Annotated in this window: 22 protein-coding genes and 1 tRNA gene; 12 read left to right on the top strand and 11 right to left on the bottom strand. The window is 72.5% G+C overall.

The window, feature by feature from the left end; genetic code table 11:
* Positions 1–36: 36 nt before the first annotated feature.
* Positions 37–753, top strand: coding sequence for an SDR family oxidoreductase (locus MOTC310_RS23135; protein WP_331291411.1), 717 nt, complete (start codon positions 37–39; stop codon positions 751–753).
* Here MOTC310_RS23135 and MOTC310_RS23140 read toward each other — a convergent pair.
* On the bottom strand, positions 750–1,667 hold the full coding sequence (locus tag MOTC310_RS23140; protein ID WP_056529446.1) for a LysR family transcriptional regulator: 918 nt from the start codon (positions 1,665–1,667) through the stop codon (positions 750–752). The two genes, MOTC310_RS23135 and MOTC310_RS23140, sit on opposite strands and share 4 nt — an antisense overlap.
* Before the next feature lie 110 nt (positions 1,668–1,777).
* Here MOTC310_RS23140 and MOTC310_RS23145 point away from each other — a divergent pair, with 110 nt between their 5' ends.
* Genes MOTC310_RS23145 through MOTC310_RS23155 form a run of 3 tightly spaced genes read left to right on the top strand, consistent with a single transcriptional unit; the run spans position 1,778 to position 4,111 of the window.
* Positions 1,778–2,470 (top strand): SDR family NAD(P)-dependent oxidoreductase, encoded by a 693-nt coding sequence (locus tag MOTC310_RS23145; RefSeq protein ID WP_331303438.1) that lies wholly within the window; start codon positions 1,778–1,780, stop codon positions 2,468–2,470.
* 31 nt (positions 2,471–2,501) lie between these two features.
* Positions 2,502–3,275, top strand: a complete 774-nt coding sequence (locus MOTC310_RS23150) for an SDR family NAD(P)-dependent oxidoreductase (RefSeq protein ID WP_331303439.1) — start codon at positions 2,502–2,504, stop codon at positions 3,273–3,275.
* 56 nt (positions 3,276–3,331) lie between these two features.
* Positions 3,332–4,111, top strand: a complete 780-nt coding sequence (locus MOTC310_RS23155; RefSeq protein WP_331291414.1) for an alpha/beta fold hydrolase — start codon at positions 3,332–3,334, stop codon at positions 4,109–4,111.
* A gap of 324 nt (positions 4,112–4,435) precedes the next feature.
* Here the strand turns inward: MOTC310_RS23155 and MOTC310_RS23160 are convergent, their stop codons facing one another.
* The 3 genes from MOTC310_RS23160 to MOTC310_RS23170 form a co-directional block, all read right to left on the bottom strand.
* Complete coding sequence (locus MOTC310_RS23160) at positions 4,436–4,954, bottom strand: hypothetical protein (protein ID WP_331291484.1); 519 nt, start codon at positions 4,952–4,954, stop codon at positions 4,436–4,438.
* Between the two features lie 424 nt (positions 4,955–5,378).
* Positions 5,379–6,065, bottom strand: coding sequence for a transporter substrate-binding domain-containing protein (locus tag MOTC310_RS23165; protein ID WP_331303440.1), 687 nt, complete (start codon positions 6,063–6,065; stop codon positions 5,379–5,381).
* Between the two features lie 184 nt (positions 6,066–6,249).
* Positions 6,250–6,326 (bottom strand) — tRNA-Arg (locus tag MOTC310_RS23170).
* A 177-nt stretch (positions 6,327–6,503) separates the two neighbouring features.
* Between MOTC310_RS23170 and MOTC310_RS23175 the strand changes: the two genes are divergently transcribed.
* The 3 genes from MOTC310_RS23175 (at position 6,504) to MOTC310_RS23185 (ending at position 8,576) form a co-directional block, all read left to right on the top strand.
* Complete coding sequence (locus MOTC310_RS23175) at positions 6,504–7,598, top strand: acyltransferase family protein (RefSeq protein ID WP_331294173.1); 1,095 nt, start codon at positions 6,504–6,506, stop codon at positions 7,596–7,598.
* An 86-nt stretch (positions 7,599–7,684) separates the two neighbouring features.
* Complete coding sequence (locus MOTC310_RS23180; protein ID WP_331303441.1) at positions 7,685–8,107, top strand: RNA polymerase sigma factor region1.1 domain-containing protein; 423 nt, start codon at positions 7,685–7,687, stop codon at positions 8,105–8,107.
* Positions 8,108–8,186: 79 nt separating this feature from the next.
* Positions 8,187–8,576: a phage holin family protein gene (locus MOTC310_RS23185; RefSeq protein ID WP_331303442.1), complete on the top strand. Its 390-nt coding sequence runs from the start codon at positions 8,187–8,189 to the stop codon at positions 8,574–8,576.
* Between the two features lie 176 nt (positions 8,577–8,752).
* Here MOTC310_RS23185 and MOTC310_RS23190 read toward each other — a convergent pair whose 3' ends face one another.
* The 3 genes from MOTC310_RS23190 to MOTC310_RS23200 all read right to left on the bottom strand — a co-directional run bounded on the left by MOTC310_RS23190 (position 8,753) and on the right by MOTC310_RS23200 (position 13,792).
* Positions 8,753–10,483: a sensor histidine kinase gene (locus tag MOTC310_RS23190; RefSeq protein WP_331303443.1), complete on the bottom strand. Its 1,731-nt coding sequence runs from the start codon at positions 10,481–10,483 to the stop codon at positions 8,753–8,755.
* Positions 10,484–10,531: 48 nt separating this feature from the next.
* Entirely contained in the window at positions 10,532–13,420 is a 2,889-nt protein-coding gene (locus MOTC310_RS23195) for a hybrid sensor histidine kinase/response regulator (RefSeq protein WP_331303444.1), read from the bottom strand.
* A gap of 153 nt (positions 13,421–13,573) precedes the next feature.
* On the bottom strand, positions 13,574–13,792 hold the full coding sequence (locus MOTC310_RS23200; protein WP_331293205.1) for a hypothetical protein: 219 nt from the start codon (positions 13,790–13,792) through the stop codon (positions 13,574–13,576).
* Between the two features lie 246 nt (positions 13,793–14,038).
* Between MOTC310_RS23200 and MOTC310_RS23205 the strand changes: the two genes are divergently transcribed.
* Genes MOTC310_RS23205 through MOTC310_RS23215 form a run of 3 tightly spaced genes read left to right on the top strand, consistent with a single transcriptional unit; the run spans position 14,039 to position 17,875 of the window.
* Positions 14,039–15,298 (top strand): MFS transporter, encoded by a 1,260-nt coding sequence (locus MOTC310_RS23205; RefSeq protein WP_331303452.1) that lies wholly within the window; start codon positions 14,039–14,041, stop codon positions 15,296–15,298.
* Positions 15,295–16,113, top strand: a complete 819-nt coding sequence (gene fhuF / locus MOTC310_RS23210) for a siderophore-iron reductase FhuF (protein WP_331303445.1) — start codon at positions 15,295–15,297, stop codon at positions 16,111–16,113. Before MOTC310_RS23205 ends, fhuF begins: the two co-directional genes overlap by 4 nt.
* 13 nt (positions 16,114–16,126) lie before the next feature.
* Positions 16,127–17,875, top strand: coding sequence for an ABC transporter ATP-binding protein (locus MOTC310_RS23215; protein ID WP_331303446.1), 1,749 nt, complete (start codon positions 16,127–16,129; stop codon positions 17,873–17,875).
* Positions 17,876–17,918: 43 nt separating this feature from the next.
* On the opposite strand, the gene MOTC310_RS23220 is transcribed toward MOTC310_RS23215, so the two are convergent.
* A complete protein-coding gene (locus MOTC310_RS23220; RefSeq protein WP_331303447.1) occupies positions 17,919–18,983 on the bottom strand; it encodes a LacI family DNA-binding transcriptional regulator in 1,065 nt (354 codons plus the stop codon).
* Positions 18,984–19,316: 333 nt separating this feature from the next.
* Between MOTC310_RS23220 and MOTC310_RS23225 the strand changes: the two genes are divergently transcribed.
* A complete protein-coding gene (locus tag MOTC310_RS23225; protein WP_331293200.1) occupies positions 19,317–20,012 on the top strand; it encodes a DUF4142 domain-containing protein in 696 nt (231 codons plus the stop codon).
* 665 nt (positions 20,013–20,677) lie between these two features.
* A complete protein-coding gene (locus MOTC310_RS23230) occupies positions 20,678–20,899 on the top strand; it encodes a DUF6894 family protein (protein ID WP_331303448.1) in 222 nt (73 codons plus the stop codon).
* 305 nt (positions 20,900–21,204) lie between these two features.
* Here MOTC310_RS23230 and MOTC310_RS23235 read toward each other — a convergent pair whose 3' ends face one another.
* From MOTC310_RS23235 to MOTC310_RS23245, 3 genes are read right to left on the bottom strand one after another with little or no spacing between them, the layout of a single operon-like run.
* On the bottom strand, positions 21,205–22,116 hold the full coding sequence (locus tag MOTC310_RS23235) for a glycoside hydrolase 5 family protein (RefSeq protein WP_331303449.1): 912 nt from the start codon (positions 22,114–22,116) through the stop codon (positions 21,205–21,207).
* Positions 22,113–22,886 (bottom strand): TIGR04290 family methyltransferase, encoded by a 774-nt coding sequence (locus MOTC310_RS23240; RefSeq protein ID WP_331303450.1) that lies wholly within the window; start codon positions 22,884–22,886, stop codon positions 22,113–22,115. The genes MOTC310_RS23235 and MOTC310_RS23240 overlap by 4 nt, the downstream gene beginning before the upstream one ends.
* Positions 22,883–23,305, bottom strand: a complete 423-nt coding sequence (locus tag MOTC310_RS23245; protein WP_331303451.1) for a histidine phosphatase family protein — start codon at positions 23,303–23,305, stop codon at positions 22,883–22,885. Before MOTC310_RS23245 ends, MOTC310_RS23240 begins: the two co-directional genes overlap by 4 nt.
* Positions 23,306–23,451: the final 146 nt, after the last annotated feature.

Below are 23,451 nucleotides of genomic sequence, written 5' to 3' on the forward strand. Positions count from 1 at the left end.
TCGGTCGACGGACCCACGACCCCGAGGAGATCCAGGATGTCCCGTACCTTTCTCGTGACCGGTGCCAGCAAGGGCATCGGGCTGGCGTTGGTGCACCGTCTCGCCGGTGAGGGCCACCACGTCGTCGGCCTCGCCCGCGGCGGTGTCGACGGCTTCCCAGGCACGCTCGTGCCGGTCGACCTCGGCGACGGCGAGGCCACTACCGCGGTCCTCGCGGACCTGACCGGACGCTTCGCCTTCGACGGCGTGGTCAACAACGTCGGCCTGGTGCGGCCGCAGCGGCTCGGGGCGGTCGAGATCCCCGCGCTCGACGAGGTCCTTCGCGTCAACCTCCACCCGGCGGTGCAGGCCGTGCAGGCCATCCTGCCGGGCATGCGGCAGCGCGGCTGGGGCCGGGTCGTCAACATCGCCAGCCTGACCGTGCTCGGCAGCGTCGAGCGCACGGCCTATGCGGCCGCGAAGGCGGCGCTCGTCAGCTTCACCCGCTCCTGGGCGCTCGAACTCGCCACGACCGGGATCACCGTGAACGCCGTGGCGCCGGGACCGACCGAGACCGAGCTGTTCCGGGGCAACAACCCGCCGGGCAGCGAGGGCGAGAAGCGCTACCTCTCCGGGGTGCCGATGGGCCGCTTCGGCCGGCCGGAGGAGATCGCCGCCGCCATCGCGTTCCTGATGTCGGACGGGGCGGCCTTCATGACGGGGCAGACGCTCTACGTCGACGGCGGAGCCTCCATCGGCAGGGCGGCCGTCTAGCCCGGGCCTTCGTGCCCGGCGAGCAGCGCCGTGCAGAACTCGGTGAACGCCCGGACCTTGGCGGTCCGGTGTCGGCGCGTCGGGTAGATGGCGTGGAGCGGGAAGCGTTCGTCGGGCCAGTCCGGAAAGAGCTCTTCGAGCTCGCCGGAGCGTCTCAAGCCCGCGCTGCCCAGCGCCATCACCTGCGCGATCCCCACGCCGGCGACGCAGGCGTGGAGCATGGTGTCGACGTCGGACACCATCAGACGCGACGATACGGCGACCGGGACGACCTCGGGGCCGCGCCGGAACTCCCAGGCGAACGGCCTGCCCGTGGTCGGGTCCCGGTAGTCGATGCACTCATGGTCCCGGAGGTCCGAGGGATGCCTGGGCCGCCCGTGGTCGGCCAGGTATGCCGGGGAGGCGACCGTCAGGATGCGCGTGTCCAGCAGCTTGCGGACCGTGAAGCTGTCGGTCGGCGGGTCCCCGAACCGCAGGGCCATGTCGAAGCCGTCCGCGACGAGGTCGCCGACATGGTCGCGCATGACGAGTTCGAGCCTGAGTTCGCGGTGCGTGGACAGGAAGCCGGCGAGGCGGTCCGCGAGCACGAGACGCGAGACGAACGGATCGACGTTGACCCGCAGCCGGCCGCGGACGCGCTGTGCCGTGCCCGCCGCCTCGACGGCGGCCTCGGAGATCCCGTCGAGCAGCGGCCCGACCCGTTCCCAGAAGCGGCGTCCCTCGTCGGTGAGCCGGAGGGAGCGGGTGGTGCGGTCCAGCAGGCGCACCCCGATCCGCGTCTCCAGGCGCTGCACGGCCCTGCCGACCCCGGACGGGGTCAACGACAACGCCTCCGCGGCCCGGGTGATGGAGCCCGCCTCGACGACCGCCATCAACACCGTCACGCCGGCCAGCAGCCGTCCATCGTAGGGCATGGCCATTCCGGATCTCAGGTCCGGAATGTTGTGACAGATCGGCGCTGCAATCCCAAGCGTCGAGGGCGCATGATCACGCTCGACGAGGCGAACGCATGGGAAAGGCGGAGATGGGACAGCATCGGACGGTTTTGGTGGTCGGCGCCTCGCGCGGCTTGGGTCTAGCCCTGGCGGCGGAGTGGTGCGTTCGTGGCTGGCACGTCGTGGGGACGGTCCGAACCCCGTCGAAGCAGTTGGAGGCGCTGAGAAGCGAGCATCCCGGTCGGCTTGAGGTCGAGACGGCGGACATCCTCGATCCCGATAGCATCGAGGCCCTTCGCGGGCGGCTCGACGGGCGGCGCATCGACGTCCTGTTCATCAACGCCGGCATCGCCCGCTCCATCGAGGCGACACCCACGACGCTTCCCGAAGCCGACTTCGTGGACATGATGCGGACCAACGCACTCGCTCCGGTGCGGGCCATCGAGATCCTGGAAGGCTTGGTGGCCGCCGACGGCGTCGTGGCGGTGATGAGCTCGGAGCTCGGCAGCATCGCGCAGAACGACAACCCCGCGTGGCAGGGCTACGCGGCCAGCAAGGCCGCCCTGAACATGCTGATGAAGGGCTATGCCACCCGCCATCCGGGCGATCCCCGGGCGTTGCTGCTGCTGGCGCCCGGATGGGTCAGGACCGAGATGGGTGGCAGCGACGCCGCGCTGTCGGTCGAGGAGAGCATCCCGCATGTCGTCGACACCGTCGATGCCAACCGGGGCAGGCCGGGCCTGCGCTATCTCGACCGGTTCAACACGACCCTGCCTTGGTAAGGTCGCCGACGGACGCCGGAGAGATTTCGACATGGCCCGCATCCTGATCACCGGTTCGTCGGACGGTCTCGGCCTCATGGCGGGGCAGCTGCTCGCCCGGGACGGGCACGGGGTGACCCTCCACGCCCGGGACGAGCATCGCGCGGAGGCCGCGCGCCGGGCGCTTCCAGAGGCTCAGGGCGTGGTGGTCGGGGACGTTGTCACCCTCGCCGGGATGCGCGCCGTGGCGGAGCAGGCGAACGGGATGGGCCGCTTCGACGCCGTGATCCACAACGTCGGGATCGGCTACCGCGAGCCCCGCCGGACAGTGACCGAGGACGGGCTGTCCCACCTGTTCGCGGTCAACGTGCTCGCGCCCTATCTCCTGACCGCCTTGATCGAACGCCCGGGCCGGCTCGTCTACCTCAGTTCCGGCATGCATCCGGGTGGACGGCCGGACATGGACGACCTGCAGTGGGAGAGGCGGCGCTGGAACGGGGCGCAGGCCTACGCCGAGAGCAAGTTCCTCGACGTGCTGCTGGCCTTCGGGATCGCCCGGAGATGGCCGGACGTGCTGTCGAACGCCCTGGAGCCGGGTTGGGTGCCGACCCGGATGGGCGGCCCGGGTGCGCCGGACGACCTGGCCGCCGCGCCCGTCACGCAGGCGTGGCTCGCCACCAGCGACGACCCGCTCGCCCGATCCACCGGCCGGTACTTCTACCACGAGGCCTTGCGCGATCCGCACCCGGACACGCGGGACGAGGCCACCCAGGAGGCGCTGTTGGACGCCTGCGCCCGGCTCTCGGGCGTAACGCTTGCACGTTGACCTTCGAACAGCCGTGAGCCCCGCAGCTCCCGGACCCCGGACGGAGACATGCACCCATGATGACCAGACGAGACCTAAGCCGCGCGCTCGCGGCGGGCGCCGCGGCGGCACTGCTCCCGGGAACGGCGGTCGCGCAGGACCTGCCGCGGGCGCGCAACGTCGTGCTCGTCCACGGCCTCTTCGCCGATGGGTCGTGCTGGTCCGAGGTGATCCCGAAGCTGCAGGCGGCGGGCCTGAACGTCACCTCGGTGCAGAACCCTTTGACCACCTTCGAGGACGCGGTCGCCTCCGCGAAGCGCGTCCTGGCGCGCCAGGAGGGGCCGACGGTTCTAGTCGGCCACTCGTTCTCCGGCATGATCGTGACCGAGGCCGGCGTCGACCCTAAGGTGTCCGCGCTGGTCTACGTCGCGGCCCGGGCGCCGGACGCCGGGGAGGACTACACGGCGCTGGCCAAGACCTACCCGACGCCACCCGCCTCGGCCGGCATCGTGTTTGACGGCGACGAGGGGCGCCTGGGCGAGGCGGCCTTCCTGAAGGATTTCGCGGGCGACCTGCCGGCGGACAAGGCCCGGGTGCTGTTCGCGGTCCAGCAACCGTTCCACAAGGCGTTGCTGGCGGGGAAGACCACCCAGGCGGCATGGCGGTCGAAGCCGAGCTTCTACGCGGTGTCGACCGAGGACCGGACCATCGACCCGGAGCTCGAACGGTTCATGGCCAAGCGGATGAACGCGAGGACCGTGGAGCTCAAGGCGAGCCACCTGTCCCTGATCTCGCAGCCGCAGGCCGTAGCGGACCTCATCCTTGAGGCCGCCGGCCATAGGCACGGTCACCCGTAGGCCGGGCGAGCATGCGGTCTTCACGGGTAACTACACGACCTGAGACTGGCGAAGGGGGGCGGCAGCGCCGTGAAACTCGCTCCCGAAGTGGGTGCTGCCCCCCCGCATGCGTAAGCTCACGAAACGTCGCCGAAGTGTGGTTCTTCGTGCCGTTTCTCGTGCCTCACCGGAAAAAAGCTGAGTCCCGCCCAGGGGATCGATGGTTTGGACGGACCGTTATGAGCGGTCGGCTCTAACCATTGAGCTACAGGCCCCCCGAGCCCGCATAGCCTTCGCTGTCCTGCAGGCGCAACCTGTCGACAGGATAGCGTAGGACTCGTGGGCCTACTCGGCAGCCTCAGCCCTCTCGCTGTCTTCCTGATCGTCTTCATTCCGATCGTCCTCAACCGCGCCTTCGGCCGCTGCGCTTACCGCCTGAGCACCGGCCCGGTACTTATCTCCGTGCCGCTCCAACTCGCCGCTGTTGGCCATCACGCTGAGGTACGTGTTCAGGGTGTTGGCGGCCACGTCCGTGAGACGCTCGCTGAGCTCGGTGTGCGTCAAGCCTTCAGAGCCAGCCTCTTCAAGGAGCGCCTTCAGTCGCCCCTTCGCAGAGTTGGCACGCGGTCCGCGGGGGCCACGGCTACCACGAGGTCGATCCTCGGCAGCCGGAGCGCGACGGCGTGTCGGCAGATCGTCTGCAGGCTCGTCCAGCGGCGTGCCCTCCACGATCGATGCGAGCGACCGCTCGGCAAGGCGGAGTTTCGTCAGCTCGGCGCCAACCCGTTCAAAATCAGCCTCAAGGGTCGCGCGCTGCTGCCTCACGTTAGCAAGCGCCTTCGCGAGCGTGTCGTCATTTGCCATCGGTGAATCGTCTTCCTTGTTCTCGGGACCAGCGCCTTGGGGCGCAGTCGAGAAACGTATCATCGCCCCCCCGCTGGATCCGCGCGATACCGAACGCAGCCTTGGCAGGAGTGTTTCATGCCTCCTCGCGTTCTTGCGCGAGGCGTTGCGCCCGTAACAGCTCAGTCCGTTCATCTAAGGCTTGGCGTTCTTCCTCGATCTCCTCCCAAACCTCGCTCGAAGTCGCCTCGCGGATCTCCGTTCTAACCTGATGGCTCGTGCGGTCAGCGTAGCGGGTTGTTGGGAAGTGAGACATATGCCCTCTTCATTAGCCAATGTCCGGCCGAGATAGGGCACTGACTCGGGCCGTCACCAGCACTTCGCCCTCAGCGCCTCTGCTGCGAGTCCTTGAGCGCCGCAAATTGCTCTGACGTAGATTGATCCGTTAACGCGCGACCGCGTCGTCGCGGAAGCCGCGGGCATCGAAGGTCCGCCGGACGACGCCTGTGCGCTTCGCCTCATCGAGCCACGCCGTGACGCAGGCAAGGGCGGCGGGGCGGCCCTTCGGAACGGCGACCGCGACCTGCGTCTGCTGGAAGCCGCCCGCCACGATGCGGGAGCCCGGGACCTGCGGGAGCACCGGCCGCAACGTGTCGCGCGAGAGCGCGAAGGCGTCCGCCTGCCCGGCGCGCATGCGCGCGACCGCCTCGGCCACGGACGGGACGGGGCGGGGCTGCGTCCGGGTCAGCGTGCGGGCGGAGGCGCGGAACGTCGTCGTGCCCTCGATCGCCACGACCCGGAGACCCGGTCGGTCCACCTGCGCCACGTCGGTGATGCCCAACCCGGCGCTGACCAGATAGGTGCTCTCCAGGTCGTAGTAGCCCGGCCCGAAATCGATCACCTGCCGGCGGGTCGCGTCGGCCGGCATGAAGCTGACATCGATCGCCGCGGCCTCGAGGGCGGCGGCCGCGGCCCCCGAGTTCGGGAACAGGGTGACGGCCAGCGGCAGGCCGACCTGCCGGGCGAGATCCGCGCTCAGATCGGCCGTCACGCCGTCGAGCCCTCCGTCGGCGGCACGGCAGACGAAGATCAGGCCAGCGGACGGCGCCTCGACGAGACCGACCCGGAGCATGCCGGTCGGAGCCAGTTCGGCTCTTGAGGTCGCGTCCTGAGCGTGGCTAGAAAGCGTCATGCTGGCGGAAACGGCAGCCGCGGAGAGGAGGGGCTGAACGAGCATTTCGAGCCGTTCGCTTCCGCAGTGCTTCCGCGGCAATCTCTCAACTGCAGGGCTTAGCCCCCTAAGTCATTGAGAAGACTGGCGCACCCGACACGATTCGAACGTGTGACCTTTGCCTTCGGAGGGCAACGCTCTATCCAGCTGAGCTACGGGTGCATGCCGTGGCCATTCCCTAACCCAACCGCGCGGGGAGCGCAACGGCGCCCGCGCCCTCGCGCGACGCGACCGGCCGCGCGGCCAGATGCCCGGCGGGTGTTGCCCCGGCGTCCTTGCCTTCCCGCACCGTTTGCCGGCCCCTAATCGCCGGGCAGAGGGGTCGCGGAGCGGGCAGCGGTGGCGGAGGCGGCGGGCGGGCGGGATCCGCGGGCGAACAATTTCGGGTCCCTGCGCCTCCTGTTCGCGGGCCTGGTGATCCTCGCCCACGCCCCCGAACTCGTGGACGGGAACCGGTCGCGAGAGTTGCTGACGCAGGTCTTCGGGACCCTGTCCCTGGGGGAGGTCGCCGTCGACGGCTTCTTCCTCGTGAGCGGCTACCTGATCACCGCGAGCTACCGCGCCAAGCGCTCCTTCGGCGACTATCTCGCGCGGCGGGCGCTCCGGATCTACCCGGCCTTCGTGGTCGCGTCCCTGCTCTGCATCGCCGTCGTCGCGCCCCTCGGCGGCGGCGACCCCGCGGCCGCCTCGCCGCTGGAGACCCTGCTGCGGCTGTCGCTGCTGCTGATGCCGGTGGTCCCGGGCGCCTTCGCGGAGCTGCCCTACCCGCTGCTCAACGGCTCGATGTGGACGATCCCCTGCGAGTTCGGCTGCTACCTGCTGCTGGGCCTCGTCGGCACCGCCCGCGCCCTGCGCCGCCGCGGGCGCTATCTCGGCCTGCTCGCGGGGCTCGCCACCCTGCTCGCCCTGCGCTGGCTGTTCCTGCCCGTCGGGCATCCGGGCGACACCCTCGGATCCATGTCGGAGATGATCCGCCTCACCTTCGTGTTCTGCTGCGGCGGCGCCTTCCGGCTGTTCGCCGACCGGATCGCCTACACGCGGCGCGGCGCCGCCGTCGCCGCCCTGCTGCTCCTGCCGCTGATGTTCAGCCGGCCGCTGGCCGAGCCGGCCTTCGCGATCCTCGGCGGCTACCTGATCTTCTGGTTCGCCTTCGCGGTGCGCCCCACCGCCCTCAGCCGCGCCACCGCCCAGGTCGACCCGTCCTACGGGCTCTACCTCTACGCGTGGCCGGTGCAGAACCTGCTGGTCGCGCGGATCCCCGGGATCTCCCCCTGGGCGGTCGCCGCCCTGGCCCTCGCGGCCGCCATCCCCCTCGGCCTGCTGAGCTGGTACCTGATCGAGCGGCCGATGCTCCAGTTCCGGCCCGGGCCGGGCGCCGCCGCGCTCCCCGAGCCGGGCGCGATCCCGGCGACCGGTCCCGCCCTCAGCGCCTAGCGCCGGACCGCCCGCGGCCGCCGGTAACCTGTGCCGCCCGGGCGCGTTCTCGACGGACATTCGGGACGCGGCCGCGGAGGCGGAACATGACACAGGGTCTGGATCGCGGGACGCTCGACCGGCTGGTCGCCCTCGGCCAGGCCCGGGGCACCCTCACCGCCGACGATCTGCGCGCCGCGCTGCCCGTCGAGCGCATGGATGTCGACGCCCTGGTCCTGGTGATGCTCGAGCTGGAGGCGGCGGGCGTGAGCGTCGAGCCGGAGGCCTTCGGTCCCCCGACCGACCGGCCCGTCCCGGTCTCGATCACCCTCCCGAACCCGGGGCCCGGCGCGGCACCGCCGGTCCGGGAAGCGCAGGCGGGGCCGAGCGCGGCCTTCGCGGCACCGGCACCCGCCGCGCCGGCCGCCCGGGAGCCGATCCCGGAGGACGGGGCCGATGCCGGCGGGGCCGTCCTCCTGGCCGGTCTGGCGACCGTGCTGATCCTCGGCGCCGCGCTCCTGCTGCTGTGAGCGCCCGGCGCGGAACGACTCGGGCCGCGGCCCCGTTGGCGTGAGCCGGCCCGAGACGGCCCCGAGGACCCTCGTATCCATGCGTCAGCCTCCCGACGGAACCCTCGCCCTGCTGATCGCGGCCCTGCGCGAGGGGACGGCGCATGTCGAGGCGCTGCTCACGCTGGCGCGGACGGAGGTCGACGGCAATTTCCGGGCGATCGTGTCGCTGATCGCCATCGTCGGCACGATCCCGGTGCTCCTGATCGTCACCTTCTTCCTCGGCCTCGACGCCGCGGTGAAGCTGCTGGCCGTGCCGCTCGGCGCCGAGGCGCCGGCCGCGCTGATCGTCGCCGCGCCGTTCCTGGTCATCGCGCTCGGCCTCGGCTGGATGGGCGCCCGCCGGATGGCGCTCTCGAATCTCGAGCCCTGGCGGACGTGGCGGCAGGTCAAGCAGGACGTCCGCGAGGTGACGCGCGCCGGCGCCTGACACTATGCCGGGACATCTAATCCGCTCAGGAGGATGCGGGGGGATTCTCGCGCACGCTGTGAGCGAGGGCCGGCCGCGCGCCGCGTGAGACCGGTCCCGGCGCGCTCAACCAATCCAACAGGTTCCGGGCCCAAGCTCTTGCCGGCATGGACAGATTCGGCCCAGCCGCGCCGGCTCTAGCCCGTCGGCGCCAGCATCGCGCCGAGGCCCGGATCCAGCGGCACGTCGAGGCGGCAGCGCAGGCCTTCGTCCTCGAAGGCGAGGTCGACGGTTCCGGCGAGTTCGCGCCGGACGCCGCCGGCGATCAGCCGCGTCCCGAACCCCACGCGGGTCGGCGCCCGCACCGGCGGGCCCCCGCGCTCCTCCCAGCTGAGCCGCAGGCGCCGCTCGCCCGCCGCGCCGGGGCCGAGCGACCACACCACCCGGACGCGGCCCTCGCGGACCGAGAGCGCGCCGTACTTGGCGGCGTTGGTGGTCAGCTCGTGGATCGTCATGCCGAGGGCCAGCACCTCGCGCGGGCTCAGCGACACGTCCGGCCCGTCGAGGCAGATCTGTTCCGCGCCGGTCCGGTAGGGGCCGAGCTCGTTCTCCAGCACCTCGCGCAGGGCGGCGCCGCTCCAGTCCTCGCGGGTCAGCAGGTCGTGGGTCTTGGACAGCGCCAGGATCCGCGCCTCCAGGACGTCCGCGGAGCCGCGGGACTGGCGGGCGAGGGCCTGGACGGTGGCCAGGGTGTTCTTCACCCGGTGGTTCAGCTCGTGCAGCATCGTGCCCTGCTGCGTCTGCAGGGCGCGCCCGCGCTGGATCTCCGCGTGCAGCGCGGCGGTGCTGCGCTGGAGGGTTCCGGCCATGGCGTCGAGCTTGCTGCCGAGCCGGTCGAACTCCGCGGCGCCGCGCAGGCCGGTGCGGGCGGCGAGGTCGCCGGCCTGCCACGCCGCCGCGGTGCGCAGGAGCCGGTCGACCGGGCGGCGGATGAACACCCGCCCGGCCACGAGGGCGGCGGCGAGCGCCAGGGCCGCCCCCAAGGCGATCAAAACCAGCCCCCGGCGGGTGGCGGCGTCGATATCCGCGAAGGCGGTGGCGTAGTCGCGCCCGACGACGACGCGCACCCCCGTCAGCGGGCCGTCCGGCATCGCGGTCGCGATGATCCGCAGGCGGCCGTCGAGGCCCGCGGCGACGCGGACGTCGCTCCCCTGCGCCTCCAGCATGGCGACCCGGTCGGGCGGGATCGGCCGGCCGATCCAATCCGCCTCGTCCGGGCGGCGGGCGATGATCAGGCCGTCGCGGTCCGTCACGGTGATCGCCGTCTCGGCCTGATGGAGCGCCTGCTCCAGGTGGCCGGAGAGCCAGTCGAGGTCGACGGCGGCGAGCAGGACGCCCGCGGGGGCGCCCGCCGAGTCGCCGACATGGACGGCCCGGGCGAAGTGGATCGACGGTCGCTTCGTCTGGAAGCCGACCGCGTAGCCGCCGATCGCGTAGCCGCCCCGCTCAAGGGCGCGGCGGTGATAGGTCCGGCCGCGGCTCGAGTAGGAGCCCGAGGGCGCGCCGGCGCTGTCGCAGATCACCGCCCCCTCGGGATCGGTGAGGGCGATCAGCAGCACGTGCGGCAGACGCGCGGCCGCGCGCCGCAGGTAGGCGGTGCAGGCCGCCGGCTCCCGCGCCTGCACGGTGGCGTCCCCGGAGATCAGGTCGAGGGCCTGCTGCATCCGGTCGGCGACCTGCGCGAAATCCTCCGCGACGTCCCGCGCGGTGGCGCGGGCGTCGGCCCGCACGGCCGCGTCGCGGCTCGCCCGCAGGGCGACCTCGTTGTAGCCCTGGATCGCCAGCGCCGGGGCGAGGGCGAGCAGGACGAGCAGCAGGATGCGGGTCGTCAGCGACAGGGGCAGCGAGCGCGGAAACCGGCGCAGCAATGGGCGAGGAAGCGGGGTAGGGAACCGGAAGCGCGGCGACATCGGCGGTCAGTCGAGACCGGCGATCATCGCGCGCACCCGCGCGGCCAGGGCCTCCACGGAGAACGGCTTGGTGATCATCCGCGTCCCCGGCTCCAGGGCACCGGTGCCGAAGGTCGCGTTCTCCGCGTAGCCGGTGATGAACAGGACCTTCAGATCCGGGCGGTGCGGGCGGGCCGCCTCCACCATCTCCCGGCCGCTGAGGCCGCCGGGCAGGCCGACATCGCTGATCAGCAGGTCGATCCGGCCCGGCGCGCGGAGCCGGTCGAGGCCCGCGCGCGCATCCGCGGCCTGGAGCGCCGCGTAGCCGAGGTCGGTCAGCACCTCCACGATCAGGTCGCGCACCACCGGCTCGTCCTCCACGACCAGCACGGTGTCGCCCCGCGCGGCCCGGTGCAAGGCGCCGAGGCCGGAGGCCGCGGATTCGGGCGACGCGAGGCCGTGATGCCGCGGCAGGTGGAGCGTCACCGTCGTGCCGCGACCCAGGCCCGAGTCGATCCGGACATGCCCCTCGGATTGCTGGGCGAAGCCGTAGATCATCGACAGGCCGAGGCCGGTGCCCTGGCCCAGCGGCTTCGTGGTGAAGAACGGGTCGAAGGCCCGGGCGGCGACTTCCGGGCTCATGCCGGTCCCGGTGTCGCTGACGCTGACGCTGACGTAGGGGCCGGCCTTCGCGCCGGCCTGGAGCCGGGCGTCGACGGCGTCGAGATGGGTGTTGCCGGTCTCGATCACGAGGCGGCCGCCCTCCGGCATCGCGTCCCGGGCGTTGATGGCGAGGTTGAGGACCGCGTTCTCGAGCTGGTGCGGGTCGCACAGGGTCAGCCACAGGTCGGGCGCCGTGATCAGCGCGAGCTGCACCCGCTCGCCCAGGGTGCGGCGCAGGAGATCCTCCATGCCGGTGATCAGCGGGTTGGCGGCGGTGGGCTGCGGCGCCAGCGGCTGGCGCCGGGCGAAGGCGAGCAGCCGGTGGGTCAGGGCCGCGGCCCGGTTGGCCGAGGCCGTCGCGGCGCGGGCGTAGCGCTCGACCGCGTCGGAGCGTCCCTGCCGGATGCGCGTCTGCATCAGGTCGAGGGAGCCGATGATGCCGGTGAGCAGGTTGTTGAAATCGTGGGCGATGCCGCCGGTGAGCTGGCCGATCGCCTCCATCTTCTGCGCCTGCAGCAACTGCTCCTCGGCGCGGCGCTGCTCGGTGAGGTCCCGCCCGACGACGTAGAACAGCCCGGCCCCCGGCTCGGGCACCGCGGTCCACATCACGATGCGGCGGTCGCCGTCGCGGGTCAGGATCCGGTCGACGAAGCCCGTCACCGTCTCGCCGGCGGCGAGGCGCCCCACCGTGGCGGCCGCCTCGGCGTGGTCGTCCGGATCGATGAGGTGCGCGAACGGGCGCCCGAGGAGCTCCGCCTCGGTCCAGCCGAGCATGCGCGCCCAGGCCGGGTTGACGCTCTTGAGGAAACCGTCGAGCCCCGCGGTGCCCATCAGGTCGTTGGTGGTCTCCCACAGCCGGTCGCGCTCGCGGGTGCGCTGCGTGACCTCGGAGACCAGCGCCGCCTCGACCCGCTTGCGGTCGGTGATGTCCTGGACGAACACGTGGAATCCGTCGACCGCCCCGTCAGCGTCGCGCCGGGGCAGGTAGCGGATCTCGGCGTCCCGGTGGCGCCCGTCCGCGTGGGGCCACGGCGTCTCGAACAGGACGGTCTCGCCGGCGAGCGCGCGCGCCATGGAGGCCCGGCGCACCTCGGCATTCGCCGGGGTCAGGAGGTCGCGCACGTCCCGGCCGACGATCTCGGAGGCCGGACGGAAGAACCAGTCCTCGTAGGCCGCGTTCGCGAAGCGGTAGACGTAGTCCCGGCCGATGAAGGCGATCAGCACCGGCAGGGCGTCGGTGACGAGGCGCAGCTCCCGCTCGTTCGCCTCGGCGCGCCGCTCCGCTTCCTTGTGGTCGGTGATGTCGCGCACCGCCCCGACGAACCGGACGGCGCGGCCTTCGCCGTCGCGCTCGAACTCGCCGCGGCGGGCGATCCAGCGCTCCGCGCCGGTATCGGCCCGGCGGATCCGGTAGGCGACGTCCCGGGCGGCGCGGCCGGCGGCGCGGTCGGCCTGCCGGGCGATGAGGCCGAGATCCTCCGGGCTGACGAGGCCCGTGACGGCGTCGACGGGCAGCCGGTCGACCTCCGGAAGGCCGTACAGGCGGAAGAAGTTCGGCGTCGCGTGGACTTTGTCGCTGGCGATGTCGACGGAGAAGACGCCGACCCCGCCGGCCTCCTGCGCCCGGCGCAGGCGGGCCTCGGAGCCGCGGAGAGCCGCCTCGGCCTGGGCCTGCGCGCCGATCTCGGCATTGACCCCGAACCAGCGCACCACCCGGCCGCTGGCATCCCGGAGCGGGATGATGCGGGTGAGGAACGGTCGGAACACGCCGTCTGCCCCCCGCAGGGGGAAGACCATCTCGAACGGCTCGCCGGTGGCGATCGAGGCGGCCCAGACCGCCGTGACGCGGGGCAGTTCGGCGGGATCGTGGACCGTCTGCCAGCCCCAGCCCGCCATGGCCTCCTGGGTGGTGCCGCAATAGTCCAGCCAGCGGCGATTGTACCAGAACAGGTAGCCGTCGCTGCGGGCGAGCCAGCACAGGATCGGCAGGTGGTCGGCGAGGTGGCGGAACTCGGAATCGTCGAGCCGTGCCGGGTCCGGATCGGGCAGGGACGCGGCGATCCGCGCGGGCGCGCGCCAGAAGGCGCGGCCGAAGGCGGTCTCGTCCGCCGCCGCGTCCGGGGTGCCGGTGAGAGCGCCGGTAACAGGGTCGGTCGCAGCGCCGGTCGCCACGAGGGCGGCGCGCAGGCGCTCGACCTCCTCAGCGAGTGCGCGGTTGCGCTGCCGGAGTTCCGCCGCCTCGTCGGCGCTCATGAAGCGCCGCCGGATCGAACCGACGCGATCGACGGGCGCGGGCGGGCGGATTCGATGGCGGGACGCCGTCTCATACCGGCGTTGTTGCAGAACCGACCGGCCCTTGCCAGTGCGCCGCGCCGCCGGGGCGGCGGGACCGTGGGACGGATCGTCTCAGCGGCCGCGGGGCCGGCCGGCCTCCGGTCGCAGGTGCAGGAAGCTGCGCTCGCCGGTCGCGGCCTCGGCCACGTGCTGGATCGTGTCGAGCAGATCGGCCACGGCCTGCGGCGCGGCCGGACGGAATCCCGCCTTCGGCTCGACCCAGCGCCCCTGCGTGCGTCCCGCGGCGATCTGCGCCTCGCTCAGCGCGTCGAAATCCCGGCGTCGGGTCATGGCTCAGCCCTCCGCCGGAGACTCTGTCGGGGGCATGGTTGACGAAAGGTTAACGGGGTATCCGCCGGTCGGGGGCGTGACGGCGCGCCGCGTCCGCGGCGGCCCCACCGCGGCGGAAATCCGCCGGCTTGATCCCGGAGACCGAGCTCTCTAAACAGCAAAAACCGAGGCAAATCAATAGATTAGTGTGATTATAAACTGCAGCCTCCGGGCCGGCGCGGATCTCGGCGCAGCGTGCGCGTCGCGGTGACCGGATCCGCCGGACCTGCCATCGGCACCCGGGTCGTCGACGCCCTGGCGGGCCTGCGGCCGCTGGCGCCGTTCTTCTGCCTGTACGTGACTTTCGGGGCGACGCTCGGCTTCCTGTCCGGCGGGGCGCCGCTGATCCTGCGGGCGCGGGGCGTGGAACTGGCCGAGGTCGGGCTGCTGCAGCTGATCAACCTGCCGGTCGGGCTCACCTTCCTGTGGGCGCCGCTGCTCGACCGGCTCCGCCTGCCGGTCCTCGGCCATCGGATCGGCTGGATCGCGGCCGCGCAGGCCGCCTCCGTGCTCCTGCTGGTCGTCCTGAGTTTCGGCGAGACGTGGCCGCTCCCGGCACTGCTCGCCCTGGCGATCGCCGCCTGCGCCGGCGTGGCGACCATGGACATCGCCCTCGAGGCCCTGGTGGTCGAGACCGTGCCGGCGGAACGGCGCGCCTTCGTGGCCTCGGCCAAGCTGTGCGGCGCCTCCCTCGGCGGGATCCTGGGGGTCGGCGTGCTGGTCGGCTCCTACGACAGCCTGGGCTGGCGCGGGGCGGTCCTGGCCTGCGCGGCCCTCGACGCCCTCTGCCTCCTGCCGATCCTGGGCTACGGGGAGGCGCGCCCGCGCGGGGCAGGGGGGAGCGGGGATGGGGGAGGCCCGGAGCGCTGGCCGGGCTCGCTGGGGCGGCTGCGCCGCCTGGCCGGGCGCGTGCTCGTGCTCGGGGCCTACTTCGCCGCCTCCTACCTCGTGGCCGGGCCCAACACCCTGGCGCTCCTCGATCTCGGCGCCTCGCTCGGGCAGGTCGGGACGCTCACCGGCACCGTGCTCCCGGCCGTGAACCTGGTCATGGCGCTGGCGGCCGGGTGGCTCGCCGCCCGGTTCGGCACGGTCCGGCTGATCGCCGTCGGCGCCGTCGGCGTCCTGGCCTCCGGGGGGCTGATGGCCGTCGCCTGCGCGGGCCGGACGGCGGAACTCGGCATCGCCGCCGCGGTGCTGAGCTTCGTCGCGGGCGGGCTCCTGGGCGTGCCGGTCTTCAACATGATCTACCGCTGGGCCCAGGGGCCGAAGCCCGCCACCGACTACGCGCTCCTGTTCGGCGCCGCCTTCTTCGCCGCGATGCCGCTGCGGGTGGCCGCCCCGGCGCTCGCCGGCTGGATCGGCTGGCCGGGCTACTTCGCCGCCACCCTGCCGCTCTACGCGGCCGCGGTGGCGTGGCTCGCCGTCGCGGTCGACCGGACCCTGCGGGCCGACGGGGCGGCGCGATGATCGCCGCGGTCGCCGCCCAGGTCCCCGACACGCTCGCGGCCTACCGGGACGGGATCGCCGAGGGCCCCGGCGGCCCGGAGGCGCTGCCCCTCGGCGCCCTGCGCGACCCGGACGTGTTCGACGCGACGCTCGCGGCCTTCGGGGCCGGGTTCGGCGCGGAGTTCCAGCGTGCGGACCCGCGGGTCCGGGTCTCGTACTGGAGCCAGTTCTACCTCGCGGCCCTGGCGACGCCGGCGCTGACCGCCCTGGTCCGCCTCGGCCGGCCGCTGCCGCTCGCCTTCGACGCGGTGAGCCTCGAACTCGACGCGGCCGGCCGCCCGTGCCGCTTCCGCCTGCCCGCGGACGGGTCCGGCTGCGCGGCCTGCCCGGCGCCCGGCCTGACCGGGCTGGTGGAGGCGCATCTGCGCCCGTTCGTGGAGCTGTGCCACGCCCGGTGCGGGATCGCGCCCCGGGTCCTCTGGGGCAACGCCGCGGTGATCCTCGACTACGTCGCCCGGGAACTCGGGGACCCGCTCGCCGGGCCGGCTGGGGACGGGGAGAGGGCCGGCACCACCTGCGCGAGCGCATGTGCTACCGCTGGCCCCACGGCCTGCCCCACCGCCCGCGCCGCCGCCTGTGACGACGTCGCGGCCTGCCTCGGATGGCGCGCCGGCCCCGGCTGCGCTAGGAGCCCGCTTGAGAGTCCTCTTGCGCAGGCGCTCTGCCCGGGGGCGTCGGGCTGCCGTCGGCGTCGCGTCTGCTGCCTGCGCCACCGCCTGCCGGGGGTCCCGTCCTGCGGCGCGCTCTGCCCCGTCGAGTGCGCCGCCCAACGCTGATCCGAGCCGCGCGATGCTGAAGGCCTTCCTCGCCTATTACCGGCCGTACCGGACGCTGTTCCTGGTCGATTTCGGCTGCGCGGTGCTGTCGGGGCTGCTGGAGCTCGGCTTTCCCGTCGCGGTGAAGGGCTTCATCGACAGCCTGCTGCCGCGGCAGGACTGGGGCCTGATCCTGCTCGCCGCGGCGGCGCTGGCGCTGGTCTACGTCGCCAATGCCGGCCTGATGGTGGTGGTCACCTACTGGGGCCACGTGCTCGGCATCAACATCGAGACCACCATGCGGGCCCGGGCCTTCGACCACCTGCAGAAGCTCTCGTTCCGCTTCTACGACGGCCAGAAGACCGGCCACCTCGTCGCCCGGGTGACCAAGGACCTGGAGGAGATCGGCGAGGTCGCCCATCACGGCCCCGAGGACCTGTTCATCGCCGTGATGACGCTGTTCGGCGCCTTCGCGCTGATGCTCTACGTCCACGCGCCGCTGGCGCTGATCACCGCGGCGATCCTGCCGCTGATCGCCTTCGTGTCGCTCCGCTACGGCGGCCGCATGACCCGCAACTGGCAGGCCCAGTACGGAAGGGTCGGCGCCTTCAACGCGCGGATCGAGGAGAATGTCGGCGGGATGCGGGTCGTGCAGGCCTTCGCCAACGAGCCGCACGAGCGCGCCCTGTTCGCCCTCGACAATGCCCGCTACCGCGACACCAAGCTCGAGGCCTACCGGCTGATGGCGGCGGGCCTGTCGATCAACTATCTCGGCCTGCGCCTCGTCCAGATCGCGGTGCTGCTCGGGGGCGCCGCCTTCGTGGTCCGGGGCGACCTGACGCCCGGCGGCTTCGTGGGCTTCCTGCTGCTGGTGGGCGTGTTCTACCGGCCGCTGGAGAAGATCGGCGCCGTGGTCGAGACCTATCCGAAAGGGGTCGCGGGCTTCCGCCGCTACCAGGAACTGCTGGCCACAGCGCCCGACATCACCGACCGGGCGGACGCCCGCGCGGCGGAATCCCTGCGCGGCGACATCCGCTTCGCGGGCGTGGGCTTCGGCTACGGCCCCGGCCGCCCGGTCTTCAGCGGCCTCGACCTCGCGGTGGCGGCCGGCGAGACGGTGGCGTTCGTCGGCCCCTCGGGGGTCGGCAAGACCACCCTCTGCGCCCTGCTGCCGCGCTTCTACGAGGTCGAGGCGGGGCGGATCACGGTCGACGGCATCGACATCCGCGACCTGACGCTCGCGAGCCTGCGCCGCCAGATCGGCATCGTGCAGCAGGACGTGTTCCTGTTCGCCGGCACGATCCGGGAGAACATCGCCTACGGCCGCCTCGACGCCACCGAGGCCGAGATCGACGCCGCCGCGCGGCGCGCCCGGCTCGGCGGGCTGATCGACAGCTTGGCCGAGGGGCTCGACACGGTGGTGGGCGAGCGCGGCGTGCGCCTGTCGGGCGGGCAGAAGCAGCGCATCGCCATCGCGCGGGTCTTCCTCAAGAACCCGCCGATCCTGATCCTCGACGAGGCGACCTCTGCGCTGGACACCGAGACCGAGCGGGAGATCCAGCGGGCGCTCGCCGAACTCGCCCGCGGGCGCACGACCCTGGTGATCGCCCACCGCCTCGCCACCATCCGGGACGCCGACCGCATCGTGGTCCTGGGGGAGGGCGGCGTGGTCGAGGAGGGCCGGCACGCGGCGCTGCTCGCCGCCGGCGGCCCCTACAGCCGCCTGCACGCGGCGCAGTTCGGGCGGGGCGAAGCCGGGGCGGGCGTCCTCGCGGCGGAGTGAGAGCCGGGGTAGGAACCGAAGCGAGAACCGGCCGCGGGCCCCGCTAGGGCGGCGGCGCCCCGCTCGACTCGCGCACGACGAGGCGCGTGGGAAACAGCTTCTGGGCGAGGTCGTCCGGCGCGCGCGTCCCCTCGATCAGCTCGACCAGGGTCGCGAAGGCGAAGCGCACCATGTCGAGGGTCGGGACATCGACCGAGGTCAGGCTCGGGACCGCGTAGGCCGCCTGGGTGAGGTTGCCGAAGCCGACGACGCGGATCTCCGCGGGAACCCGCACGCCGCCCTCGTGCAGCGCCTTCAGCACGCCGAACGCCGCCCGGTCGCTGGCGGCCACGACGGCGTCCGGCCGGGAGCCGGCCCCGATCTCCGGCCGCTCCAGCAGCGCCCGCGCGGCCCGGTAGCCGCCCGCGGACGTGCCGTCGCAAGGAACCACGAGATCGTCGCGCAGCGGCAGCCCGGCCTCCGCGAGGGCGTCCCGGTAGCCGCGGAACCGCTCGGTGACGGCGGGCGGGCAGCGGCCGTCGCCCGCGAGCAGGCAGATCGACCGGCTCCCCGCCGCGATCAGGTGGCGGACGGCCCCGTGGACCGCGTCGCGCTCGGCCCGCGCGGCGAAGTGCGTGCCGGGCACGTCCAGGCCGAACACGACGAACGGGCACCGCTTGGCCTGGAGCAGGCCGATCAGCGGGTCGTCCCGGCCCTCGGCGAAGACCGCGAGGCCGTCGACCCGGGCCTCGCTGACGAGGCTGGCGATCCGACTCAGGCCGTCCGGGTCGTCGCCGCGGCGGCAGCGGTGGACCAGGGTGTAGCCCTGCTCGTCGGTGACGGTGCCGAAGGTCTGCAGGACGTGGCCGTGCTCGGCCTCCGCGTGCGCGCGGAACGCGTCGGCGGCTGGCTCCGGCGCGAGGGGGAACACGCAGGCGATGCTGCGACTGGGCTTCTTGCGCAGGGACCGGGCGGCGAGGCTGGGCACGAAGTCCAGGTCGCGCATGGCCGTCTCGATGGTCTCGCGCGTGGTCCGGGCGACCTTCTGCGGGTGGTTCAGGACCAGCGAGACCGTCTGGAAGCTCACGCCGGCCCGTCGGGCGACGTCCTTGATCGTCGTCTGGCCCATCGTCACCTCGAGAGCCGGTCCGCCCGGCCGCACGGCCGCAGCCCGGCGGGGCGCGCAGCGCCACCTCGTCCGGTGCGACAATCTAGATCTGTATCGATCGGAGATAAAGCCGCGGGCAGGGCAGCGAAGACGGCACCTTCCGGCGCCAAGGCTTAGCAAGACCGATCATTTGCGGGCGAAATCCGGTCTGTCCGGCGGTCTTCAGGAGCCCCGGTCCCGCGGTTCGGCAGGTCCGCCGGGCAGGAACCTTGTCCGCCCTGTGCGGTTCGCCGGGCAGCACCTCAAGCGATGATCGGGGCGTCGGGTGCCTCACCCAATCCGGAAGCCAATCCCATGATGCACCGTCGCCTGCACCGCCGCGATCTCCTCACCACGATGCTGGGGGCCACCGCGGCCCTTGCGGTCACGCGCACTGCCATCGCGCAAGTCACGCCGGCCGGCGCGATCCCGACCGGCGCCTATCTCCAGATGGCCACCAGCGGCGGCCTGTTCCTGGAGAACACGGCCCGCGACGCCCACGCGAAGACCGGCAATCCCGGCGTCAAGAAGTTCGCCCGCGCCGAGGTGGTCGAGCAGGTGAATCTCGCCCGCAAGATCAACGCCTATACGGGCGGCGCCCCGATTCCCGGCCCGGCCGCGGCGGGCCCGGGCGGCCTGATCGGCGGCCTCGTCGCGGCGCCGGTGGCGGTGGCCGGCACCGCCGTGAACGCGGCGACCGGGATCGCGGGCGGCGTCGCGGGCGGCGTGCTCGGGGGCCCGGCCCCGGCCCAGCGCATGACCACCGACGCGCAGAAGGCGCAGATCCTGGCACAGCTCAGCGCCATGCCGCCGGGACCGCAATACGACGCCACCTTCGTGAACGCCTCGCTCCAGGGCCATCAGGAGGCGCTCGGCATCCACGGCTCCTACGCCCAGTCGGGCGAGGATCCCGGCCTGCGCGCGATCGCCCGCGGCGCCCTGCCGCTGATCAACCTCCACATCGCCCGGCTCACGCGGATGCAGGCGATGATGGGCGGTCAGGCGGGCTGAGCCACCGGCCGACGCGCCCGGTCCGCCGCCCGGCGGACCGGGCTCCGGCCAGGTTCCGAGAGGTCCCCGTCAGCCGGCCCGCTCGCGCAGCCTCTGCATCAACCTGAGCAGCACGCCGCGGATATGGGATCGGAGCTGGGTGTTCTCTGCCATGGGACGCCGTTCGAAGCGCCGGATTGCGGCGCCTCATGAAACACATCCCTTGGACGGACCGTTGCTACGTAAAAAGTGGGATCGATGCCGCGGCGGCGCCGCAGAACCACCCTCCAAAGACGTAGCCGGTGGCCCGGATCGACGACGCCCCGCGGCCCCTATGATGGGACCGGATCGTCGACAGAACGCCCCGGATGTGCGCGCGCAGCTTGTCCTTGCGGAGCGCCGCCGTCTCGGCGCTCGGGTGGGGCGGATTGGCGGAGGTCGACATGTCACGAGGCCCCGGCTCAGGAACGCCACCGCACCAGACCGTCCGACGACGGCAGGGGGACGCTGCGGATTCCTATACTTGATACCGCCGGCGGAATCTCGGCCAGATCGCGCAGACCCCGGCAAACTCCATGTTTTAGATGCATTAAGGTTTATCCGACCCAAGACCTTTCCCAGTCGTTCTTCGCACTACGTAGAGATATCCGGACGATCGCCGCGGGGCGGCAGCAGGGGGGAGGTCGGTGTCCGAGCGCTTCTACTTCGACCTCGAGAGCGGCGAGGAGACGATCCGGGACGACGACGGCGTGGAGGTCGGCAGCCTGGAGGAGGCCATGGCCGAGGCGCGCAGCGTCATCGCCGAGATGGCCGATGAGGTCTGCGCGTCCGATCCCGACCGATCCTGGAGCCTGGTCGTGCGCGATGCCGCCGGGCACGCCCGCCGCCGGCTGTCGATCCGGCGGTAGCGCGCTCCGCGACGCCCGGCCCGGGCCGGAAGGCGCCCGGAGGCGGCCGACAAGAAGCCCGCCGCGGCTGGGCCGGGCGGGCTGGAGGTGATCTCGTCTCGGAGAAGGCCCGACCGTAGAGCCGGGACGGGCCGTCCGCATCCCCCATCCGGATGAGGCCGCTGCACGATCCCGCGACTGCCTGCCCGCGACTGCCTGCCCGCGACTGCCTGCCCGCGACTGCCAGCGCGCACCGGCCAGCGCGCACCGGCCTGCGCGCACCGGCCTGCGCGCCTCCACGGCGGGCGGCCGGCGTGCCGCGGCCTCTACCAGGTCGCGCCCGGCAGCGGCCCGGGGGCGTAGCGGCGAACCATGGCGGCGCAGAACTCCGCGAACTCGGCGCGGACCAGCGGCGCGCTGGTGTGGTGGGGCGAGATGCCCCGGTGCTCCGGGGTGAAGCAGAAGGTGACGGTGACGTCGAAATCCTGCAGCGCCGCCATCTGCCGGTCGAACCAGTCCAGTGCCCCGGGGCGGAAGCTGTCGGCCCAGGACAGGCCGGTGCGCAGGTAGCGCACGCCGAGCCGCTTCATCCACGCGACGGCCTCGTCGAGCCGATGATCCTCGAAGTGGAACCACTGGCACAGGCCGATCTCGGGGGTGTGGCGGGCGAAACTCTCCAGGGCGATCTTCGGCGTGCCGTCCTGCCGCAGCAGCCCCATGTGGAAGTGCCGGTAGTACGAGGAGCCCTCGGCCTCCTTGTGGCGTGTGGTGGCCTCCCATTCCCGCGGCAGGTCGTAGAGGCTGTACCAGTGGATCCGCGGCGCCCGGCCGGAGAGCAGCTCGAGGGTCCGGCGCAGGCCCCAATCCTGCACCTCCTCGGCGCCGAAGGTCGAGACGCCGACCTCCGAGACCCAGATCGGCAGGTCGGTGACCGCGCGGATCTCCTCCAGCTTGGCCGGCCAGTCGTGGATCGACCACAGGTTCCAGTCGAGGGGGAAGCCGTGCACCGCCACGGCGTCGACGGCGTCGAGGACGCCGCGCCCCTCCATGTTGCGGATGAAGATCGGGTCGATCGGCGAGATGCCGCCGAGCACGCGGATCAGGTTCGGGTTCGCAGCCCGGACCGCGTGGCCCGCCGCCTTGGCCATCTCGGCGAAGAGCAGCCAGTCCGGGTCGATCTCCGGATCCCAGTGCGACTTGTTGTTGGGCTCGTTCCAGAGCATCACCGAGTCGATCATCGCGTTCCCCCGCGTTCGTCGGACTTCGACCGCGCGGGGTATTCGGCCCCCAGCCCGTAAGGGACCGGCGCGGTGCGGCACAGATAGACCTCGGCCTCGGGCTGGGCCTCGATGGCGAAGCCGCTCGCCCGCAGCATCGCCTCGATGCCGGCGCGGTTGGGAATCCACCAGTTCGTCCAGTCATGCGCGTAGGCGCGCTCGACGAAGTGCATCCGCGGGTAACCGGGCCGCTCGAACTGGTCCATGTCCCAGAACTCGTAATCCTCGGCGACCGGCTCGACCGCCCGGCTGCCGCGCAGCATCGACTGGAACACCAGGAGGTCGCCGGCCACGTGCTCGCGGATCAGGTCGAGGGCCAGCAGCGGGTGGCGCAGATGGTAGAGCACGCCCATGAACAGCACGACGTCGAACCGCTCGCCGAGCGCGCCGACGTCGTAGACGGAGAGGTTGCGGAACTCGATGTCGTGGCCGAGATGGGAAGCGGCGAAGCGGGCCTGCTCGAGGTAGCGCGTGTCGGAATCGAGGCCGAGCACGCGGGCCGCGCCGCGCTGCTTCATCGCGATGGCGTAGAAGCCGCCGTTGCAGCCGATGTCGAGGACGCTCTTGCCGGTGAGGTCGGCGGGCAGCGCGTCGGCGAAGCGCCGCCACTTCACGCCCGGATAGTCGCCGAGGAAATGGTCCGGGGCGGTCCAGACCCCGTCGCCGAGGTCGATGTTGTGGAACCAGGGGCCGAGGGCGTCGGCCTGCCGGCGCAGCTCTGCAGCCGTCATGGGGCGGTCCGTTCGTTGATCGACACCACCCGCCCGCCGCCGGGCCAGAGGGCGAGTTCGCTGCAGGAGGCGGGATCGACCACGATGCGGTCGTAGGCGTCGAGGCCGAGGCCGAGGATCCCGAGGAGCGCGGCCCGGATGACGTCGCCGTGGCTCACCAGGATCACGGGCGCGCCGTCCGCCGTGAAGCGGTCGAGGACCCGGCCGATCCGCGCTTGCGCCTCCGCCATGCTCTCGCCGCCCGGTGGGCGCGCGGTCGCGCGCTCCGTGTTCCAGGCGGCCCAGAGGGGGTCAACCGCGAGCTCGTCGAAGCCGCGGCCCGTCCAGGCGCCGGTCTCGATCTCGTCGAGGTCGGGCTCGGTCTCGACCGTGAGCCCGAGGGCCGCGGCGATCGGCGCGGCGGTCTCGGCGGCTGCCACGACGGCTGAACCGCCGGCGCGCGACTGTCGGAAGCGATCCTGACCCGCGCCAGGACTGTAACCGTTGCCGCATCGCCGAGCGACGTGCAGAGTTCGATGTCTCCGGCACGGGGGGACTCTGCCATGGTCTCGAGAATCGTCGTGAT

It is taken from the genome of Methylobacterium oryzae (genome assembly GCF_036441375.1).
In the GTDB taxonomy this organism is placed as follows: Bacteria; Pseudomonadota; Alphaproteobacteria; order Rhizobiales; family Beijerinckiaceae; genus Methylobacterium; species Methylobacterium oryzae_A.

What these genes read in the sequence shown, in the direction of transcription:
- MOTC310_RS23135 (WP_331291411.1), top strand. Translation starts at nt 37, where the DNA reads ATGTCCCGTACCTTTCTCGTGACCGGTGCCAGCAAGGGCATCGGGCTG.
- MOTC310_RS23140 (WP_056529446.1), bottom strand. Translation starts at nt 1,667, where the DNA reads ATGCCCTACGATGGACGGCTGCTGGCCGGCGTGACGGTGTTGATGGCG.
- MOTC310_RS23145 (WP_331303438.1), top strand. Translation starts at nt 1,778, where the DNA reads ATGGGACAGCATCGGACGGTTTTGGTGGTCGGCGCCTCGCGCGGCTTG.
- MOTC310_RS23150 (WP_331303439.1), top strand. Translation starts at nt 2,502, where the DNA reads ATGGCCCGCATCCTGATCACCGGTTCGTCGGACGGTCTCGGCCTCATG.
- MOTC310_RS23155 (WP_331291414.1), top strand. Translation starts at nt 3,332, where the DNA reads ATGATGACCAGACGAGACCTAAGCCGCGCGCTCGCGGCGGGCGCCGCG.
- MOTC310_RS23160 (WP_331291484.1), bottom strand. Translation starts at nt 4,954, where the DNA reads ATGGCAAATGACGACACGCTCGCGAAGGCGCTTGCTAACGTGAGGCAG.
- MOTC310_RS23165 (WP_331303440.1), bottom strand. Translation starts at nt 6,065, where the DNA reads ATGCTCCGGGTCGGTCTCGTCGAGGCGCCGTCCGCTGGCCTGATCTTC.
- MOTC310_RS23180 (WP_331303441.1), top strand. Translation starts at nt 7,685, where the DNA reads ATGACACAGGGTCTGGATCGCGGGACGCTCGACCGGCTGGTCGCCCTC.
- MOTC310_RS23185 (WP_331303442.1), top strand. Translation starts at nt 8,187, where the DNA reads ATGCGTCAGCCTCCCGACGGAACCCTCGCCCTGCTGATCGCGGCCCTG.
- MOTC310_RS23195 (WP_331303444.1), bottom strand. Translation starts at nt 13,420, where the DNA reads ATGAGCGCCGACGAGGCGGCGGAACTCCGGCAGCGCAACCGCGCACTC.
- MOTC310_RS23200 (WP_331293205.1), bottom strand. Translation starts at nt 13,792, where the DNA reads ATGACCCGACGCCGGGATTTCGACGCGCTGAGCGAGGCGCAGATCGCC.
- fhuF (WP_331303445.1), top strand. Translation starts at nt 15,295, where the DNA reads ATGATCGCCGCGGTCGCCGCCCAGGTCCCCGACACGCTCGCGGCCTAC.
- MOTC310_RS23215 (WP_331303446.1), top strand. Translation starts at nt 16,127, where the DNA reads ATGCTGAAGGCCTTCCTCGCCTATTACCGGCCGTACCGGACGCTGTTC.
- MOTC310_RS23220 (WP_331303447.1), bottom strand. Translation starts at nt 18,983, where the DNA reads ATGGGCCAGACGACGATCAAGGACGTCGCCCGACGGGCCGGCGTGAGC.
- MOTC310_RS23225 (WP_331293200.1), top strand. Translation starts at nt 19,317, where the DNA reads ATGATGCACCGTCGCCTGCACCGCCGCGATCTCCTCACCACGATGCTG.
- MOTC310_RS23235 (WP_331303449.1), bottom strand. Translation starts at nt 22,116, where the DNA reads ATGATCGACTCGGTGATGCTCTGGAACGAGCCCAACAACAAGTCGCAC.
- MOTC310_RS23240 (WP_331303450.1), bottom strand. Translation starts at nt 22,886, where the DNA reads ATGACGGCTGCAGAGCTGCGCCGGCAGGCCGACGCCCTCGGCCCCTGG.